The organism is Streptomyces cucumeris, assembly GCF_024295805.1.
Lineage (GTDB): Bacteria > Actinomycetota > Actinomycetes > Streptomycetales > Streptomycetaceae > Streptomyces > Streptomyces cucumeris.
Genome location: NZ_JANCLX010000017.1, coordinates 36,943 through 52,050, shown reverse-complemented (window position 1 = coordinate 52,050; position 15,108 = coordinate 36,943). Strand labels below are relative to the sequence as shown.

Genomic DNA, 15,108 nt, shown 5'->3' with positions numbered 1-15,108 from the left:
GGCTACCGGGTGCGCTCCCGGTCGAAGTCCAGCTCCAGCATCCGGATCGCGTTGCCCCGCAGGATCTTGTACGTCGTCTCCGCCGACAGCCCCGCCACATGTTCGGCCGCGATCCGCCGGGTGTGCGGCCAGGTCGAGTCGACGTGCGGATAGTCGGTCTCGAAGGTCGCGTTGTCCTCGCCGACCGTCTCCAGCGAGGCGACCCCGTGCTTGTCGCGGAAGAAGCAGCAGTAGATCTGCCGGTAGTAGTACGTGGACGGCGGCTCGGGGATCAGATCGCGTACGCCGCCCCAGGCCCGGTGCTCCTCCCAGACGTCGTCCGCGCGCTCCAGGGCGTAGGGGATCCATCCCATCTGGCCCTCGGCATAGGCGAGTTTGAGTCGGGGGAACTTCACCAGCACCCCGCTGAAGAGGAAGTCCATCATCGACGCCATGGCGTTGTTGAAGCTCAGCGACGCCTGGACGGCGGGCGGCGCGTCCGGGGAGGCCGCGGGCATCTGCGAGGACGAGCCGATGTGCATGCACACCACCGTTCCGGTGGCCTCGCACTCGGCGAAGAACGGGTCCCAGTAGCCGCTGTGGATGCTCGGCAGGCCCAGGTGGGTGGGGATCTCGCTGAAGGTCACCGCCCGCACCCCGCGCGCCGCGTTCCGCCGGATCTCCTGGACGGCCAGCTCCACGTCCCACAGCGGGATCAGACAGAGCGGGATCAGCCGTCCGCCGCTGTCGCCGCACCATTCCTCGACCATCCAGTCGTTGTAGGCGCGCACACAGGCGAGGCCGACCTCCTTGTCGTCGGCCTCGGCGAAGGTCTGGCCGCAGAAGCGGGGGAAGGTCGGGAAGCACAGGGACGCCTCGACGTGGTTCATGTCCATGTCGGCTAGCCGGGCCTTGGGGTCCCAGCAGCCGCGGCGCATCTGGTCGCGGGTGATGCCCTCAAGGGTCATCTCGTCCCGGGAGAAGCCGACGGCCGCGATGATGCGCTTGTACGGGAACAGGTCCCCCTCGTACTGCCACCAGTCGGTGGGCGGACCGTCCGGGTCGGTGGTGATCCGGTACTTGCCGCCGATGTACGCCAGCTCCCCGATACCGGCGGTGAGCGGCTTGGGGCCACGGTCCCGGTGCTGGGCCGGAAGCCAGCGCTCGAAGAGGTGCGCGGGCTCGATCACATGGTCGTCCACGCTGATGACCTTGGGCAGCCCGGCCCCGTCGTCCGTCCCGCCCGTACCGCCCGCCCCGTCTGCCGCACCCGTCGATCCACTCACCGCTGTGCCCGTCATCCCGCCAACTCCCCTTCTCCCGGGGGTCACATCGACCTCCGGGGGTCCGAACCCGACGCGCAGATCTGACGGCCCGTCAGTTATGCGCAGAGTAGGCGGCACCGCTCCAAGCAACAAGGGACGCGCTCCCCGGTGACCGGAGCCGCTCTCCGGATGCCTTGTTTTCGGCCGCGAACGCAGGGCACACGCAGTGCACACGTCAATCGGCCGGGAGGTAACGGTGAACGCATCGTCGATCGCACGGGGACTCGGCTCGGCAGCACGCGCAAAGCCCGACAGCCCGGGCGAGGCGGGCGACCGGGCCATCGAGGCGGCCGCCCGCTGCGGGCTGATCGCCCGCGGGGTCATCTACCTGCTGGTCGGGGTGCTCGCGGTGCGGATCGCCTTCGGCGACAGCGGCGGTGAACAGGCCGACCGGGGCGGAGCCCTGGAGGTACTGGCCGAGCAGCCCTTCGGCTCGTTCCTGGTCTGGGCGGTCGGCGTGGGGCTCGCCGGGATGGCGCTGTGGCGGCTGTCCGAGGCGGTCTTCGGTGCGGCGGGCGCGGACGGGCGCAAGGCGAAGAAGCGGCTGGCCTCCGCGGCCCGCGCGGTCTTCTACGGCGTCGTCGCCTACTCGGTGCTCTCCTTCGCGGCGGGGGAGAAGGGCAGCGGCTCCAGCGACAAGCAGTCCCAGGACGTCACCGCCCGCGCCCTCGACCTGCCGTACGGCCGGTGGCTGGTCGGACTGGCCGGGCTCGGGGTGGCCGTGGCCGGCGTCTGGATAGCCGTACGCGCCATCCGGCGCAGCTTCCGCAAGCATCTCCAGATGGCCGGTACGCCGAAGAGGGTGAAGCAGACGGTGTACGCGCTGGGCGTGTGCGGCGGGGCGTCGCGCGGTGTGGTCTTCGCGGTGGCGGGCGGCTTCGCGGTGACCGCCGCCCGGCGCTACGACCCGGACGAGGCCAAGGGGCTCGACGACACCCTGCGCACCTTCGCCGATACGGCGGCGGGCCCCTGGCTGCTCGTCGCGGTCGCGGTGGGCCTGGCCCTGTTCGGTGTCTTCTCCCTCGCGATGGCCCGCTGGCGCCGCGTCTGAACGATGCCGGTACCGGTGCCGGTACCCCGGCGGGCGTCGACGGCGGCGCGCGGACCCCACGCGGTGGGACCCGCGCGCCGCGCCGTGTCCGGCGGTGCGGCGTCGGTTGGGCGGGGCGGTGGCCTGGCCGGTCCGGTGCCGCGCCGCCCGGACGGCCGTGGCGAATGCCGGGGCATCCGCGCGGCGGAGTGCAGGGTGTTCCCGGCTGCCGGGGGCATTGTCAGCGGACGACGCGGCCGCCCTGGCGGTCGCGGACCGGTCCGCCGGGCCCGTGCCGCCGTTCGGCGCTCGTGATGCGGGGCCACCGGGCCGCCCCGGCCCTCCGGCTGAGCGGTGCATGAGCCGCGCTCGGCGCTCGGTCGACTCCGCCCGAGGCGGTCTTCCACCTGGCGGTCGGCGGCCGCGAGCATGCCGCGCATGAACCCGCGCACCAGGACCGCCGCCCTCGCCGCGGCGGTCGCGTTCGCCGCCGCCACACCCGTCGTCGCCCACGCCGCCCTCGACACCGGGCCGGGAACGGCCGTCTCCGCCCCGGCCAGGGGCGCGGCCTATGTCGAGACCCGGCTCTTCTTCGGGACCGGACGGCCCGACGGCGGGCCGCCCGTCACGGACAAGCAGTTCCTCGCCTTCGTGGACCGGTCCGTCACCCCGCGCTTCCCGGCCGGACTGACGATCCGGGACGGGCGCGGGCAGTGGCGGGACCGGCACGGGGTGATCGAGCGCGAGCGCTCCTACGAGGTGGTCCTGCTCTACCCGGTGTCCGAGGCACGCGCCCACGACCCGCAGATCGAACGCATCCGCACGGCCTACGAACGGACGTACGCCCAGGAGTCGGTGGCCCGCGCCGACACCCCGGCCCGCGTGGACTTCTGAACCGCCGGCGGGCCGGACTACGCCTGTCCGGCCACCGCCCGCACCGCCTCCGCCACCGGCTCCGAGCCGTTGATCAGATGCAGGGTGCGGCCCACCGTGCGCGGCTCGTCGAGGAGGGCGACCAGGACCGCGGCCACATCGTCACGGGTGATCGGTCCGCGCTCGGTGTGCTCGGCCAGTTCGACCTGGCCGGTGCCCGGGTCGTTCGTCAGCATGCCGGGGCGCAGCACGGTCCAGTCGAGGCCGTCGCGGGCCCGGACGTCGGCGTCCGCCGCGCCCTTCGCCCGCAGGTAGGTGGCGAAGACCGGGTCCGTGCCCTCCGGGATCTCACCCTCCGCGCCCATGGAGGAGACGACGAGGAACCGACGGACCCCCGCCGCCTCGGACGCATCCGCGAAGAGCACCGCCGCGGCGTGGTCGACGGTCTCCTTGCGGGCCGCGCCGCTGCCGGGACCCGCACCGGCCGCGAACACCGCCGCGTCCGCGCCTTCCAGATACTTCGCCACATCCTCCACGGAGGCCGACTCCAGGTCGCAGACGACCGGTTCGGCACCCGCCGCCAGCAGGTCACCGGCCTGTTCCGGCCGGTGGATGATGCCCGCCACCTCGTCGCCGCGCGCGGAGAGCAGCCGCTCCATCCGCAGCGCGATCTGTCCATGTCCACCAGCGATGACAATGCGCATGATCCCGACCGTACGCCCCGTGTCCCCGCCCCGCGCGCCCGGAACCCCCGCCGGGCCCCAAGCCGACGCCCGCACACCCCCCTTGGGCCCGCGGCCCGTGCCCCACGCCGTGCGCGGCGCGGGCGGTGGCGCCCGCCCCCGCGCCTTCCCTACGCCTGGTCGCCGTCCGGCTTCTGCGCCCGCGTCTGCCGCGGCAGGTCCAGCGCCACCGCGGCGGCGGAATCGCAGTACTCGCGCACCGCGCTGGTGCGCGCCACCACCCGGCCCTGGTGGACCACCACCCGGCTGTACGCGAGGGAGAGCACACTCGCCAGCCCCTCCCCGCGCACCGCGAGCAGTTCGGCCGGGAACCCCGCCTCCACCCGGACCTCGGGCAGGCCGAGCGCCGCCCTGGCCCGTCCGCACACCGCCTCGTACGCCTCCGGCGGGGTCAGCCCCTCGCGGGAGGCCAGCAGGAAGGCGGCCTCCAGGGGGTCACCGCGGCCCACCGGGTTGGCGGCGTCCCGGAGCGCGCCGCTGCCCGCCGCGACCCGTACGCCCGCCGCCCGCAGCAGCCGTACCGGTGCACAGCCGGGGGCCGCCGGGGTCGCGGGACCGGGTGGTCCTGAGGCACCCCGCGCACCCCGGTCCTCCAGTCCGCCGCAGTCGCCCTGCGGCAGGCAGACCACCGTGACACCGGCCGCGGCCAGCCGGTCCGCGAGCCGCGCGGCGACCTCGCCCGGCAGTCGGGCGAGCCCCGCGCACGGGCCGATGGTCACCCCCGGCCGCAGCCCTCCGGCCATGGCCGCGAACCGCGCGAGCCGCGCCGGGTCGTCACCGTCGGTGTGCAGATCGACCGCGCAGCCGTGGCGCGCGGCGAGGTCGAGCACGGCCTCCGCATGACCGGTGGGGTCGGGGTCGAGATCCGGACAACCGCCGATCACGCCCGCACCCATCTTCACCGCGTCCCGCAGCACCGCGAGCCCGTCCGCCCCGGCCGCTCCGGTCAGCACCCTCGGCACCGCCACCACACCGAGGTCGGTGAGGCCGCGCAGGGTGTGGCCCGCCTGGAGGACGGCCTCCAGCGCGCGCAACCCGTGCACCCCGCCGACCCGTACATGGGTGCGCAGCGCCGTCGCCCCGTGGCCGAGGTGCAGCAGGGCGGCCTCGGTGGTGCGCCGCCGGACGTCCTCGGGGGCGTACGGCACCGGGCCCGCGAGTTCGGCGGTCAGCGCGGTGTCGCAGTGGGCGTGCGGTTCGGCGGGGGCGGGCAGCAGCAGATAGCCGCCGAGGTCCAGCCGCGGACCGGGGGCGAGACTGCCCGCCGTGCCGACCGCCTCGATGCGCCCGCCGCTGAGCCGGACGTCCACCGTGCGGCCGTCGGCCAGCCGGGCACCGCCGAGCACCAGCGCGCCGCCGGACCCGGCCGCCGCGTCGTTGGGGGGCTGCTGGGGCTGCTGCGGCTGGCTGTCGGGCATCGCACTCCGCGGGGCGTGTGAGGGCGCAAAGAGGGCGCGTGACGGGCGCATGAGCAGCCAAGATCACTCGGCCTGGATCCGAGCCTAGGACGCGGTGGTGACGGCTTCGCGGAGGAGCCGAATAGTCGTACCGGTGTGGTGCCCGAGGACCCTGTGACCGTGCGCCGATACGGATTTCACCTTCGGCGGCCGAGCGTGTAATGTCTTCATCGCTCGCCCCAATAGCTCAGTCGGCAGAGCGTCTCCATGGTAAGGAGAAGGTCTACGGTTCGATTCCGTATTGGGGCTCTGATGCTTCAGGTTTCCCGTTCGACTTCGGTCGGACGGGGTATCTATCGCATCGAAGCGGTGTAGCTCAGTCGGTAGAGCAAGCGGCTCATAATCGCTGTGTCACCGGTTCAAGTCCGGTCACCGCTACTGACAGTAGCCGATTGTGAGGTCGGTCCTCCGATCGGCTACTCTTTTCTGCGTTAATCCATCCGTCCGTCAAGGAGCACTCACGTGGCTGCCACCGACGTCCGCCCGAAGATCACGCTGGCCTGCGTGGAGTGCAAGGAGCGGAACTACATCACCAAGAAGAACCGGCGCAACGACCCGGATCGTCTTGAGATCAAGAAGCACTGCCCGCGCTGCAACGCGCACACGGCGCACCGCGAGACGCGCTGAGCAATAGTCTTTACCGGCGAGGCCGCCCCCACATGCGGGGGGTGGCCTCGTTTCGTTGGTAACCAACCGCAGGAGGTGCGAGCCGATGGCGCTCGACCAGTCCTTCGTCGGACGGAGCTATCCGCCCACCGCCCCGTACGAGGTCGGCCGGGAGAAGATCCGGGAATTCGCCGAGGCCATCGGTGACACCAATCCGGTCTACACCGACCCCGAGGCCGCCCGGGCGCTCGGCCACCCCGATGTGATCGCGCCGCCCACCTTTGTGTTCGCGATCACCTTCAAGGCCGCGGGCGCCCAGGTCGTCGAGGACCCGGCGCTGGGGCTGGACTACAGCCGCGTCGTCCACGGCGACCAGCAGTTCGCGTACACCCGCCCGGTCCGGGCCGGTGACCGGCTGCGGGTCACCTCGACCATCGACTCGATCAAGTCACTCGCGGGCAACGATGTGCTGTCCGTGCGAGGTGAGGTCCATGACGAGGCGGGCGAGCACGTCGTGACCTCGTTCACGACGCTGGTGGCCCGTGCCGCCGAGGCGGAGGAGAGCCGATGACGGCCACGGTGCGTTACCAGGACGTGGAGGTCGGCACCGAGGTGCCGGTGCGTGAGTTCCGTGTGGACCGCGCCGGGCTGGTCCGCTACGCGGGAGCCTCCGGCGACTTCAACCCCATCCACTGGAACGAGAAGTTCGCCAAGGACGTCGGCCTGCCCGATGTCATCGCCCACGGCATGTTCACCATGGCCGAGGCGGCGCGCGTGGTGACCGACTGGACCGGCGACCCCGGCGCCCTCGTCGAGTACGGCGTGCGCTTCACCAAGCCCGTCGTGGTCCCCAACGACGACAAGGGCGCGGTCATCGAGATCGGCGCCAAGGTCGCCGCCAAGCTGGACGACGAGGCCCGTACGGTCCGCCTGGACATCACCGCGACCAGCGGTGGAAAGAAGGTGCTGGGCCGGGCCCGCGCCGTGGTCCGCCTCGCCTGAGCCGCCGCGCGCCCGCCCCGGCGGGCCACCGGGCCCTGGGCCTGCCCCCGGTCTCCGCACCGGGGGCGGCCGCCCCCGGGAGCCCGGCGGGCGCCCCCGTACTCTTGAGCGCGTGCAGGAACTCCATGACGCCCCCCTCGCCCCGCTGACCACGTTCCGCCTGGGCGGACCGGCGACCCGGCTGATCACGGCCACCACCGATGACGAGGTGATCGCCGCGGTCCGCGAGGCCGACGCGACCGGTACCCCGCTGCTGCTGATCGGCGGCGGCAGCAACCTGGTCATCTCCGACAAGGGCTTCGACGGCACCGCCCTGCGCATCGCCACCGGCGGCTTCTCGCTCGACGGCACCCGCCTGGAGCTGGCCGCGGGGGAGAACTGGTCGGACGCGGTCGCCCGCACCGTCGAGGCGGGACTGGCCGGAATCGAATGCCTCGCTGGGATCCCCGGCTCCGCCGGTGCCACCCCGATCCAGAACGTCGGGGCGTACGGCCAGGAGGTCTCCGCCACCATCACCGAGGTGGTCGCCTACGACCGGCGCGCCGACGAGGTGGTGACCCTCCCCAACGCCGAGTGCGCCTTCTCCTACCGCCACAGCCGCTTCAAGGCCGACCCCGACCGCCACGTCGTGCTGCGGGTCCGCTTCGAGCTGGAGGACGCGGACGGGCTGTCCGCGCCGGTCCGCTACGCGGAGACCGCGCGGGTGCTGGGCGTCGAGGTCGGGGACCGGGTCCCCGCCGCCATCGCCCGCGAGACCGTGCTCGGTCTGCGCGCGGGCAAGGGCATGGTGCTGGACACCGAGGACCACGACACCTGGTCGGCCGGGTCCTTCTTCACCAACCCGGTGCTGGACGAGGCCGCGTACGCCGCGTTCCTCGCCCGCGTCGCCGAGCGCCTCGGCCCGGACACCGCGCCCCCCGCCTTCCCGGCGGGCGACGGCCACGTCAAGACCTCGGCCGCCTGGCTGATCGACCGCGCGGGCTTCACCAAGGGCTACGGCTCCGGCCCGGCCCGTATCTCGACCAAGCACACGCTCGCCCTCACCAACCGCGGCGAGGCCACCACCGAGGACCTGCTGGCCCTCGCCCGCGAAGTGGTCACCGGCGTCGAATCGGCGTTCGGTATCCGCCTGATCAACGAGCCGGTCACGGTGGGCGTCACCCTCTGACCACACCCGGGCGCGGCCCGGGACACCGTCGTCCGCGACCGGACGGCCGGGCACGGACGGTGTGCGCCGTCCCCGCCGGCGCACGCGCGGCACACGCGTCCGAGGCCCCTGACCGGCGGCTGCCCCGCCCGCCGAGGATTGCCCGCGCCGCGGATGGCGGCGGGAGCCGCCGGTAGGCCGGTCCCGGCGTTGTGGCCCCCGTTCCACCGCCCCGCGGTGGATCAGTCGTCCAGCCAGGCGTCGATGCCCTTCAGCAGGCGGGCGCGCTCCGCTTCGGGGGCGGCGGAGCCGCGGATGGACTGGCGGGCCAGTTCGGCGAGTTCGGCGTCGGTGAAGCCGTGGCGCTCCCGGACCAGTTCGTACTGCGCGGCCAGGCGGGAGCCGAAGAGGAGCGGGTCGTCGGCGCCCAGCGCCATCGGCACGCCCGCGTCGAAGAGCGTCCGCAGCGGTACGTCCTCCGGCTTCTCGTAGACGCCCAGCGCCACGTTGGACGCCGGGCACACCTCGCAGGTCACCCCGCGCTCCGCCAGCCGGGCCAGCAGCCGCGGATCCTCCGCGGCGCGCACCCCGTGGCCCACCCGGCCCGCGCCGAGGTCGTCCAGACAGTCGCGGACGCTGCCCGGGCCCGAGAGCTCACCGCCGTGCGGGGCGGCGAGCAGCCCGCCCTCGCGGGCGATGGCGAAGGCACGGTCGAAGTCCCGGGCGAAACCGCGCCGCTCGTCGTTGGAGAGGCCGAAACCGACGACGCCGCGGTCGGCGTAGCGCACCGCGAGCCGGGCCAGTGTGCGGGCCTCCAGCGGGTGCTTGGTGCGGTTGGCGGCGACCAGCACCCGGATCCCGAGCCCGGTGTCCCGGGAGGCGCTCTCCACCGCGTCCAGGATGATCTCCAGCGCCGGGATCAGCCCGCCGAGCCGCGGGGCGTACGACGTGGGGTCGACCTGGATCTCCAGCCAGCCGGCCCCGTCCCGCACATCCTCCTCGGCCGCCTCGCGCACCAGCCGCTGGATGTCCTCCGGGGTCCGCAGACAGGACCGCGCGATGTCGTACAGCCGCTGGAAGCGGAACCAGCCGCGCTCATCGGTGGCGCGCAGCCTCGGCGGCTCGCCGCCGCTCAGCGCCTCGGGCAGGTGGACGCCGTACTTGTCGGCGAGTTCCAGCAGGGTGGAGGGGCGCATGGAGCCGGTGAAGTGGAGATGCAGATGCGCCTTGGGGAGCAGATGTACATCGCGTGCCATCTGGTGATCCTGCCGTACGGCGATGGCCATCGGTACCGCTTTCACCGAACGGGGGCTGTCCGAACTGAGGTGTTCCGGCCCCCTCCCGTCCCTGATGGGCCCGGCCGCGGCCGCTCCGTGCCCCCGCCCATGACGACGGCCCCCGTCCCGCCGCCGGGGGTGGCGGGACAGGGGCCGTCGGGGCCGGGCGCGGGGCCGGGAATCAGGCTCGCGCCTCGCCCAGCAGCTTCTGGATGCGCGAGATGCCCTCGACGAGGTCCTCATCGCCCAGGGCGTAGGAAAGCCGCAGGTAGCCCGGGGTGCCGAAGGCCTCACCCGGTACCACCGCGACCTCGACCTCCTCCAGGATCAGCGCGGCCAGCTCCACGGTGTTCTGCGGGCGCTTGCCGCGGATCTCCTTGCCGACCAGCCCCTTCACCGACGGGTAGGCGTAGAACGCGCCCTCCGGCTCCGGGCACTCCACGCCGTCGATCTCGTTCAGCATCCGCACGATGGTGCGGCGGCGCCGGTCGAACGCCTCGCGCATCGCGGCGACCGCGTCGAGGTCGGCCGAGACGGCGGTCAGCGCGGCGACCTGAGCGACATTGCTCACATTGGAGGTGGCGTGCGACTGGAGGTTGGTCGCGGCCTTCACCACGTCCTTGGGGCCGATGATCCACCCCACCCGCCAGCCGGTCATCGCGTATGTCTTGGCGACGCCGTTGACCACGATGCACTTGTCGCGCAGCTCGGGCACGACCACCGGCAGCGAGTGGAACTCCGCGTCGCCGTAGACCAGGTGCTCGTAGATCTCGTCGGTGAGCACCCACAGCCCGTGCTCGGCGGCCCAGCGGCCGATCTCCTCGATCTGCTCGCGGCTGTAGACCGCGCCGGTCGGGTTGGAGGGCGAGACGAAGAGCAGCACCTTGGTGTGCTCGGTCCGGGCGGCCTCCAGCTGCTCGACGGAGACGCGGTAGCCGGTCGTCTCGTCCGCGACGACCTCCACCGGGACACCGCCGGCCAGCCGGATCGACTCCGGGTAGGTGGTCCAGTACGGCGCGGGCACGATGACCTCGTCGCCCGGATCGAGGATCGCGGCGAACGCCTCGTAGATCGCCTGCTTGCCGCCGTTGGTCACCAGGACCTGCGCCGCCTCGACCTCGTAGCCGCTGTCGCGCAGCGTCTTCGCGGCGATCGCGGCCTTGAGCTCGGGCAGGCCGCCGGCCGGGGTGTAGCGGTGGTACTTGGGGTCGCGGCACGCCGCGGCGGCCGCCTCGACGATGTAGTCGGGCGTCGGGAAGTCCGGCTCGCCCGCGCCGAAGCCGATCACCGGGCGCCCGGCGGCCTTGAGGGCCTTCGCCTTGGCGTCCACGGCGAGCGTGGCGGACTCGGAGATGGAGCCGACGCGGGCTGACACCCGCCGGTCGGTCGGGGACTGTACTGGGGGAGTAGCAGCGGTCATACCTGCATCGTCGCAGACCCGCGTCCCGGGCGACACGGGGGTTGACGGGCCGTTCCGCACGGGGCCCGGTTCACGGCTTCCGGGGGTGCGTGGCGGTCCGCGGACGGGGCGCGCCACGCGACCCGGACACCCCCTGGACGGCTTCTCGTTCGACGACCGGGCGTCAAGCACGTACACTCAACCGTCGTTGGCCGCTCAACGGCCGTTCCGCCCCGCACACTCCGTGCATCCGGGCGGATGCGGTAGGTTGGGAGTGCCGCAAAGGGTCGTAGCTCAATTGGTAGAGCACTGGTCTCCAAAACCAGCGGTTGGGGGTTCAAGTCCCTCCGGCCCTGCTACACGCACTTTCCATCTAGGGTGCGTGCATGCGTACGCAAGGACAATGCACCGCTGTGCGGCCGGGCCGGACGCGGCACGGCCACGACCCGGATTCAGGTGAGGACGAGTGACGGAAGCCCTTGGCTCCACCGCGACGCCTGAGAGCGGTCGTCCCGAGGACGAGGTGGCGGCCAAGAAGGGCCGCCGTGGTGGCAAGCGCGGGAAGAAGGGGCCTTTCGGCCGCCTCGCGCTGTTCTACCGCCAGATCGTCGCCGAGCTGCGCAAGGTCGTTTGGCCCACCCGCGGTCAGCTGTCGACGTACACCACTGTGGTGATCGTCTTCGTTGTCATCATGATCGGCATCGTGACCGTGATTGACTATGGGTTCAACCACGCCATCAAGTACGTCTTCGGCTGATGACCCGCGGAAGGTGCCGCCGTTCCGGCGTCGCCTCTTCGCACGTTCCACCCCTTGAAGCCAGGAAGAAGCAGCCACCGTGTCTGACCCGAACCTGAACGACGCCGCCGAGCCCGTCGAGTCCCGTGAGGACGAGCTCGACATCGTCGAGGCGGCGGATTCCGACCAGGCTGAGGCAGCCGACGCAGCAGTCGGCGAGCCGGCCGAGCAGGCAGCGCTCCACGTCGAGGACGAGGCCGACGCCGAGGCCGCCGAGGCGGACGACGACGAGACCGGTGAGGACGAGACCGCCGAGGCCGCCGAGGGCGAGACCGAGGAAGAGGCGGTCGACCCGGTCGAGGCGCTGCGCGAGGAACTGCGCACCCTCCCCGGTGAGTGGTACGTGATCCACACCTACGCGGGCTACGAGAACCGCGTGAAGACCAACCTCGAGCAGCGTGCCGTCTCGCTGAACGTGGAGGACTACATCTTCCAGGCCGAGGTGCCGCAGGAAGAGGTCGTCCAGATCAAGAACGGCGACCGCCGCACCGTCCGCCAGAACAAGCTGCCCGGCTATGTGCTGGTGCGCATGGACCTGACGAACGAGTCGTGGGGCGTCGTCCGTAACACTCCCGGCGTCACCGGCTTCGTGGGCAACGCCTACGACCCGTACCCGCTGACCCTGGACGAGATCGTCAAGATGCTCGCCCCGGAGGCCGAGGAGAAGGCCGCCAAGGCCGCCGCCGAGGAAGGCGGTCTGCCGGCGCCCAGCCGCAAGGTCGAGGTCCAGGTGCTGGACTTCGAGGTGGGCGACTCGGTCACGGTCACCGACGGCCCGTTCGCGACCCTCCAGGCCACGATCAACGAGATCAACGCCGACTCGAAGAAGGTCAAGGGCCTGGTGGAGATCTTCGGCCGGGAGACCCCGGTCGAGCTGAGCTTCGACCAGATCCAGAAGAACTGACACCGGTTTCCCACCGGCGTCCACCCGCTTCCGAACAGGTCAGACCAGCCCTCGCGGCCGGTCTGACCTGCTCGGTTTTAAGGCGCGCAGCTATACCCGTTATCGTTGTGCGGTATGCCTCCATCCGGATGATCCGGTTCGGGGGCGAACTACCTCTCACTAAGACCCGGAGAGAGCATGCCTCCCAAGAAGAAGAAGGTCACGGGGCTGATCAAGCTCCAGATCCAGGCCGGTGCCGCGAACCCGGCTCCGCCGGTCGGCCCCGCGCTGGGTCAGCACGGCGTCAACATCATGGAGTTCTGCAAGGCCTACAACGCCGCGACCGAGTCGCAGCGCGGCATGGTCGTGCCGGTGGAGATCACGGTCTACGAGGACCGTTCCTTCACCTTCATCACCAAGACTCCGCCGGCCGCCAAGCTGATCCTGAAGGCTGCGGGTGTGGAGAAGGGCTCCGGCGAGCCGCACAAGACCAAGGTCGCCAAGATCACCCGCGACCAGGTCCGCGACATCGCCACCACCAAGATGCCCGACCTGAACGCCAACGACCTGGACGCCGCCGAGAAGATCATCGCCGGCACCGCCCGTTCCATGGGCATCACGGTCGAGGGCTGACACACCCCGTAGCACCACCGTGGCAGGACCAAGCGCTGGTCCGGACCACGACTCCGAACGCAGACATCAGGAGCAGCAGTGAGCAAGCGCAGCAAGACCCTCCGCGCTTCGGACGCCAAGATCGACCGGGAGCGCGTCTACGCCCCGCTCGAGGCCGTCCGTCTCGCCAAGGACACCTCCGGCAACACCAAGTTCGACGCGACCGTCGAGGTCGCCATGCGCCTGGGCGTCGACCCGCGCAAGGCCGACCAGATGGTCCGCGGCACCGTGAACCTGCCGCACGGCACCGGTAAGACCGCCCGGGTCCTGGTCTTCGCGACCGGTGACCGTGCCGCAGCCGCGGAGGCCGCCGGCGCCGACATCGTCGGCTCCGACGAGCTCATCGACGAGGTGTCCAAGGGGCGTCTGGACTTCGACGCCGTCGTCGCCACCCCGGACCTCATGGGCAAGGTCGGCCGCCTCGGCCGGGTGCTCGGTCCGCGTGGTCTGATGCCGAACCCGAAGACCGGCACCGTCACCCCGGACGTGGCCAAGGCCGTCACGGACATCAAGGGCGGCAAGATCGAGTTCCGCGTCGACAAGCACTCCAACCTGCACTTCATCATCGGCAAGGTGTCGTTCGATGAGACGAAGCTGGTGGAGAACTACGCCGCGGCGCTCGAGGAGATCAACCGTCTCAAGCCGTCCGCCGCGAAGGGCCGCTACATCAAGAAGGCGACCCTGACCACCACCATGGGCCCCGGCATCCCGCTGGACGCCAACCGCACCCGCAACCTGCTGGTCGAGGACGAGACCGTCTGATCCAGCGCGTCCCGTGCAACCGACGGGCCCCCGCACCACGTCACAGTGGTGCGGGGGCCCGTCGGCGTTCGGTGTCGGCCCCCTGAGTTAAAGTCTCTGCCAGTCATAAGAGTTGGTTAAAGAGGGGGACCCTGTGCGCGGTACTCATTTTGCTACGCGAGCCGTGATAGCGGCCGGGAGCGTCGTCCTGATGGTCGGGCTCACCGCGTGCGGGAGCGATAAGTCCGATAAGGGCGACAACGGCGGCAAGAAGTCCGGCGACACGGCGCAGGAGCAGGTCAACAGCCCGCTGGCGGCGCTGAAGAAGGCCTCGCAGCGCACCGACCAGCAGCACTCGGCCAAGGTCGAGGGCACCACCTCGATGGGCGGCGGCAACTCGTCCATGAAGGGTGAGATGGACTGGGCCGACGGTATGCGGGCCGATATGACCATCACGCAGAACGGCGGCGCCGCGGCCTCCTCGCCGCTGGCCGGAAAGCCGATGCCGGCCCGCTACACGCCCGACGCGATGTTCATGAACCTGGGCGACGAGTTCGCCGCCCAGGCGGGCGGCGGCAAGCACTGGGTCAAGTACGACTACGACGTGCTGGCCGAGAAGGCGGGCGCGTCCGGCGCCTTCCTGAAGGACCAGATGCAGAACACCGACCCGGCGCGCTCGGTGCAGCTCCTGATCGCCACCGGCAAGGTCAAGAGCGTCGGCACCGAGACCGTGAAGGGCACCAAGGCCACCCACTACTCGGGCACGGTCAAGGTCTCCGAGCTGGCCAAGATGCAGTCCAAGGACCTCAGCGAGTCCGACCTCGAGGCGCTCCAGAAGCAGCTCGAGCAGTCCGGTATGGAGACCGAGACCATCGATCTGTGGATCGACGGTGACGACCTGCTGGTGAAGAAGCGTGAGCAGGCCAAGAGCAACAACGGCCCCTACGACTCCACCGTCTACTACTCGGACTACGGCACCGAGGTCACGGTCGAGGAGCCGGCCTCCTCGGACACGGTGAACTTCGAGGACCTCAGCGGCCAGTAAGCCGCCGCCGAGCGGATTTGCCTGGCCGCGGCCCGTTCGCGTAATCTGCTGCAGAAGCCAAAGACCGCTGGTTGTCGCTGTGCCTCCGCAAGGGGACACGGTGGCTGAAGGATCCGCTAGCTGCGGACGACCT

General features: G+C 71.4%; 16 protein-coding genes and 3 tRNA genes. 14 read left to right on the top strand and 5 right to left on the bottom strand.

Annotated elements, in window-relative coordinates:
• Positions 1-2 precede the first annotated feature (2 nt).
• Positions 3-1,280, bottom strand: coding sequence for an amidohydrolase family protein (locus tag NMK44_RS23900; RefSeq protein ID WP_254746318.1), 1,278 nt, complete (start codon positions 1,278-1,280; stop codon positions 3-5).
• Between the two features lie 220 nt (positions 1,281-1,500).
• Here NMK44_RS23900 and NMK44_RS23895 point away from each other — a divergent pair, with 220 nt between their 5' ends.
• Together NMK44_RS23895 and NMK44_RS23890 are read left to right on the top strand one after the other, a co-directional pair.
• The gene (locus NMK44_RS23895) at positions 1,501-2,355 is read left to right on the top strand and encodes a DUF1206 domain-containing protein (protein ID WP_374215331.1); all 855 of its coding nucleotides are present in this window, start codon (positions 1,501-1,503) and stop codon (positions 2,353-2,355) included.
• Positions 2,356-2,763: 408 nt separating this feature from the next.
• Positions 2,764-3,228 carry a DUF3574 domain-containing protein gene (locus NMK44_RS23890; protein WP_374215330.1) on the top strand — a complete coding sequence of 155 codons (465 nt, stop codon included), beginning with the start codon at positions 2,764-2,766 and terminating at the stop codon, positions 3,226-3,228.
• Positions 3,229-3,245: 17 nt separating this feature from the next.
• Here the strand turns inward: NMK44_RS23890 and NMK44_RS23885 are convergent, their stop codons facing one another.
• On the bottom strand, positions 3,246-3,911 hold the full coding sequence (locus tag NMK44_RS23885) for an NAD(P)H-binding protein (protein WP_254746314.1): 666 nt from the start codon (positions 3,909-3,911) through the stop codon (positions 3,246-3,248).
• 149 nt (positions 3,912-4,060) lie between these two features.
• Positions 4,061-5,368 (bottom strand): amidohydrolase family protein, encoded by a 1,308-nt coding sequence (locus NMK44_RS23880; protein WP_254746312.1) that lies wholly within the window; start codon positions 5,366-5,368, stop codon positions 4,061-4,063.
• Between the two features lie 215 nt (positions 5,369-5,583).
• Between NMK44_RS23880 and NMK44_RS23875 the strand changes: the two genes are divergently transcribed.
• From NMK44_RS23875 to NMK44_RS23850, 6 genes are all read left to right on the top strand, one after another.
• Positions 5,584-5,656 (top strand) — tRNA-Thr (locus NMK44_RS23875).
• A 56-nt stretch (positions 5,657-5,712) separates the two neighbouring features.
• Positions 5,713-5,785 (top strand) — tRNA-Met (locus NMK44_RS23870).
• 84 nt (positions 5,786-5,869) lie between these two features.
• A complete protein-coding gene (gene rpmG / locus NMK44_RS23865) occupies positions 5,870-6,034 on the top strand; it encodes a 50S ribosomal protein L33 (RefSeq protein ID WP_009715907.1) in 165 nt (54 codons plus the stop codon).
• Positions 6,035-6,119: 85 nt separating this feature from the next.
• Complete coding sequence (locus tag NMK44_RS23860; RefSeq protein WP_254746310.1) at positions 6,120-6,584, top strand: MaoC family dehydratase N-terminal domain-containing protein; 465 nt, start codon at positions 6,120-6,122, stop codon at positions 6,582-6,584.
• Positions 6,581-7,015 (top strand): MaoC family dehydratase, encoded by a 435-nt coding sequence (locus NMK44_RS23855; RefSeq protein WP_254746308.1) that lies wholly within the window; start codon positions 6,581-6,583, stop codon positions 7,013-7,015. Before NMK44_RS23860 ends, NMK44_RS23855 begins: the two co-directional genes overlap by 4 nt.
• A 112-nt stretch (positions 7,016-7,127) precedes the next feature.
• Positions 7,128-8,183 carry a UDP-N-acetylmuramate dehydrogenase gene (locus tag NMK44_RS23850; protein ID WP_254746306.1) on the top strand — a complete coding sequence of 352 codons (1,056 nt, stop codon included), beginning with the start codon at positions 7,128-7,130 and terminating at the stop codon, positions 8,181-8,183.
• Positions 8,184-8,404: 221 nt separating this feature from the next.
• On the opposite strand, the gene NMK44_RS23845 is transcribed toward NMK44_RS23850, so the two are convergent.
• On the bottom strand, positions 8,405-9,418 hold the full coding sequence (locus tag NMK44_RS23845; RefSeq protein WP_254746304.1) for an adenosine deaminase: 1,014 nt from the start codon (positions 9,416-9,418) through the stop codon (positions 8,405-8,407).
• Between the two features lie 202 nt (positions 9,419-9,620).
• Positions 9,621-10,859 (bottom strand): pyridoxal phosphate-dependent aminotransferase, encoded by a 1,239-nt coding sequence (locus NMK44_RS23840; RefSeq protein WP_254746302.1) that lies wholly within the window; start codon positions 10,857-10,859, stop codon positions 9,621-9,623.
• 262 nt (positions 10,860-11,121) lie between these two features.
• Between NMK44_RS23840 and NMK44_RS23835 the strand changes: the two genes are divergently transcribed.
• The 6 genes from NMK44_RS23835 to NMK44_RS23810 all read left to right on the top strand — a co-directional run bounded on the left by NMK44_RS23835 (position 11,122) and on the right by NMK44_RS23810 (position 14,975).
• Positions 11,122-11,194: transfer RNA gene (locus tag NMK44_RS23835), tRNA-Trp, on the top strand.
• A gap of 110 nt (positions 11,195-11,304) precedes the next feature.
• Positions 11,305-11,595, top strand: a complete 291-nt coding sequence (gene secE / locus NMK44_RS23830; RefSeq protein WP_254746300.1) for a preprotein translocase subunit SecE — start codon at positions 11,305-11,307, stop codon at positions 11,593-11,595.
• 79 nt (positions 11,596-11,674) lie between these two features.
• A complete protein-coding gene (gene nusG / locus NMK44_RS23825) occupies positions 11,675-12,538 on the top strand; it encodes a transcription termination/antitermination protein NusG (RefSeq protein WP_254746298.1) in 864 nt (287 codons plus the stop codon).
• Positions 12,539-12,715: 177 nt separating this feature from the next.
• Complete coding sequence (gene rplK / locus NMK44_RS23820; protein WP_009715899.1) at positions 12,716-13,150, top strand: 50S ribosomal protein L11; 435 nt, start codon at positions 12,716-12,718, stop codon at positions 13,148-13,150.
• Positions 13,151-13,228: 78 nt separating this feature from the next.
• Positions 13,229-13,951: a 50S ribosomal protein L1 gene (gene rplA / locus NMK44_RS23815; RefSeq protein ID WP_254746296.1), complete on the top strand. Its 723-nt coding sequence runs from the start codon at positions 13,229-13,231 to the stop codon at positions 13,949-13,951.
• A gap of 133 nt (positions 13,952-14,084) precedes the next feature.
• Positions 14,085-14,975, top strand: a complete 891-nt coding sequence (locus tag NMK44_RS23810) for an SCO4651 family lipoprotein (RefSeq protein ID WP_489660297.1) — start codon at positions 14,085-14,087, stop codon at positions 14,973-14,975.
• Positions 14,976-15,108: the final 133 nt, after the last annotated feature.

What these genes read in the sequence shown, in the direction of transcription:
- NMK44_RS23900 (WP_254746318.1), bottom strand. Translation starts at nt 1,280, where the DNA reads ATGACGGGCACAGCGGTGAGTGGATCGACGGGTGCGGCAGACGGGGCG.
- NMK44_RS23890 (WP_374215330.1), top strand. Translation starts at nt 2,764, where the DNA reads ATGCCGCGCATGAACCCGCGCACCAGGACCGCCGCCCTCGCCGCGGCG.
- NMK44_RS23885 (WP_254746314.1), bottom strand. Translation starts at nt 3,911, where the DNA reads ATGCGCATTGTCATCGCTGGTGGACATGGACAGATCGCGCTGCGGATG.
- NMK44_RS23880 (WP_254746312.1), bottom strand. Translation starts at nt 5,368, where the DNA reads ATGCCCGACAGCCAGCCGCAGCAGCCCCAGCAGCCCCCCAACGACGCG.
- NMK44_RS23860 (WP_254746310.1), top strand. Translation starts at nt 6,120, where the DNA reads ATGGCGCTCGACCAGTCCTTCGTCGGACGGAGCTATCCGCCCACCGCC.
- NMK44_RS23855 (WP_254746308.1), top strand. Translation starts at nt 6,581, where the DNA reads ATGACGGCCACGGTGCGTTACCAGGACGTGGAGGTCGGCACCGAGGTG.
- NMK44_RS23845 (WP_254746304.1), bottom strand. Translation starts at nt 9,418, where the DNA reads ATGGCACGCGATGTACATCTGCTCCCCAAGGCGCATCTGCATCTCCAC.
- NMK44_RS23840 (WP_254746302.1), bottom strand. Translation starts at nt 10,859, where the DNA reads ATGACCGCTGCTACTCCCCCAGTACAGTCCCCGACCGACCGGCGGGTG.
- rplK (WP_009715899.1), top strand. Translation starts at nt 12,716, where the DNA reads ATGCCTCCCAAGAAGAAGAAGGTCACGGGGCTGATCAAGCTCCAGATC.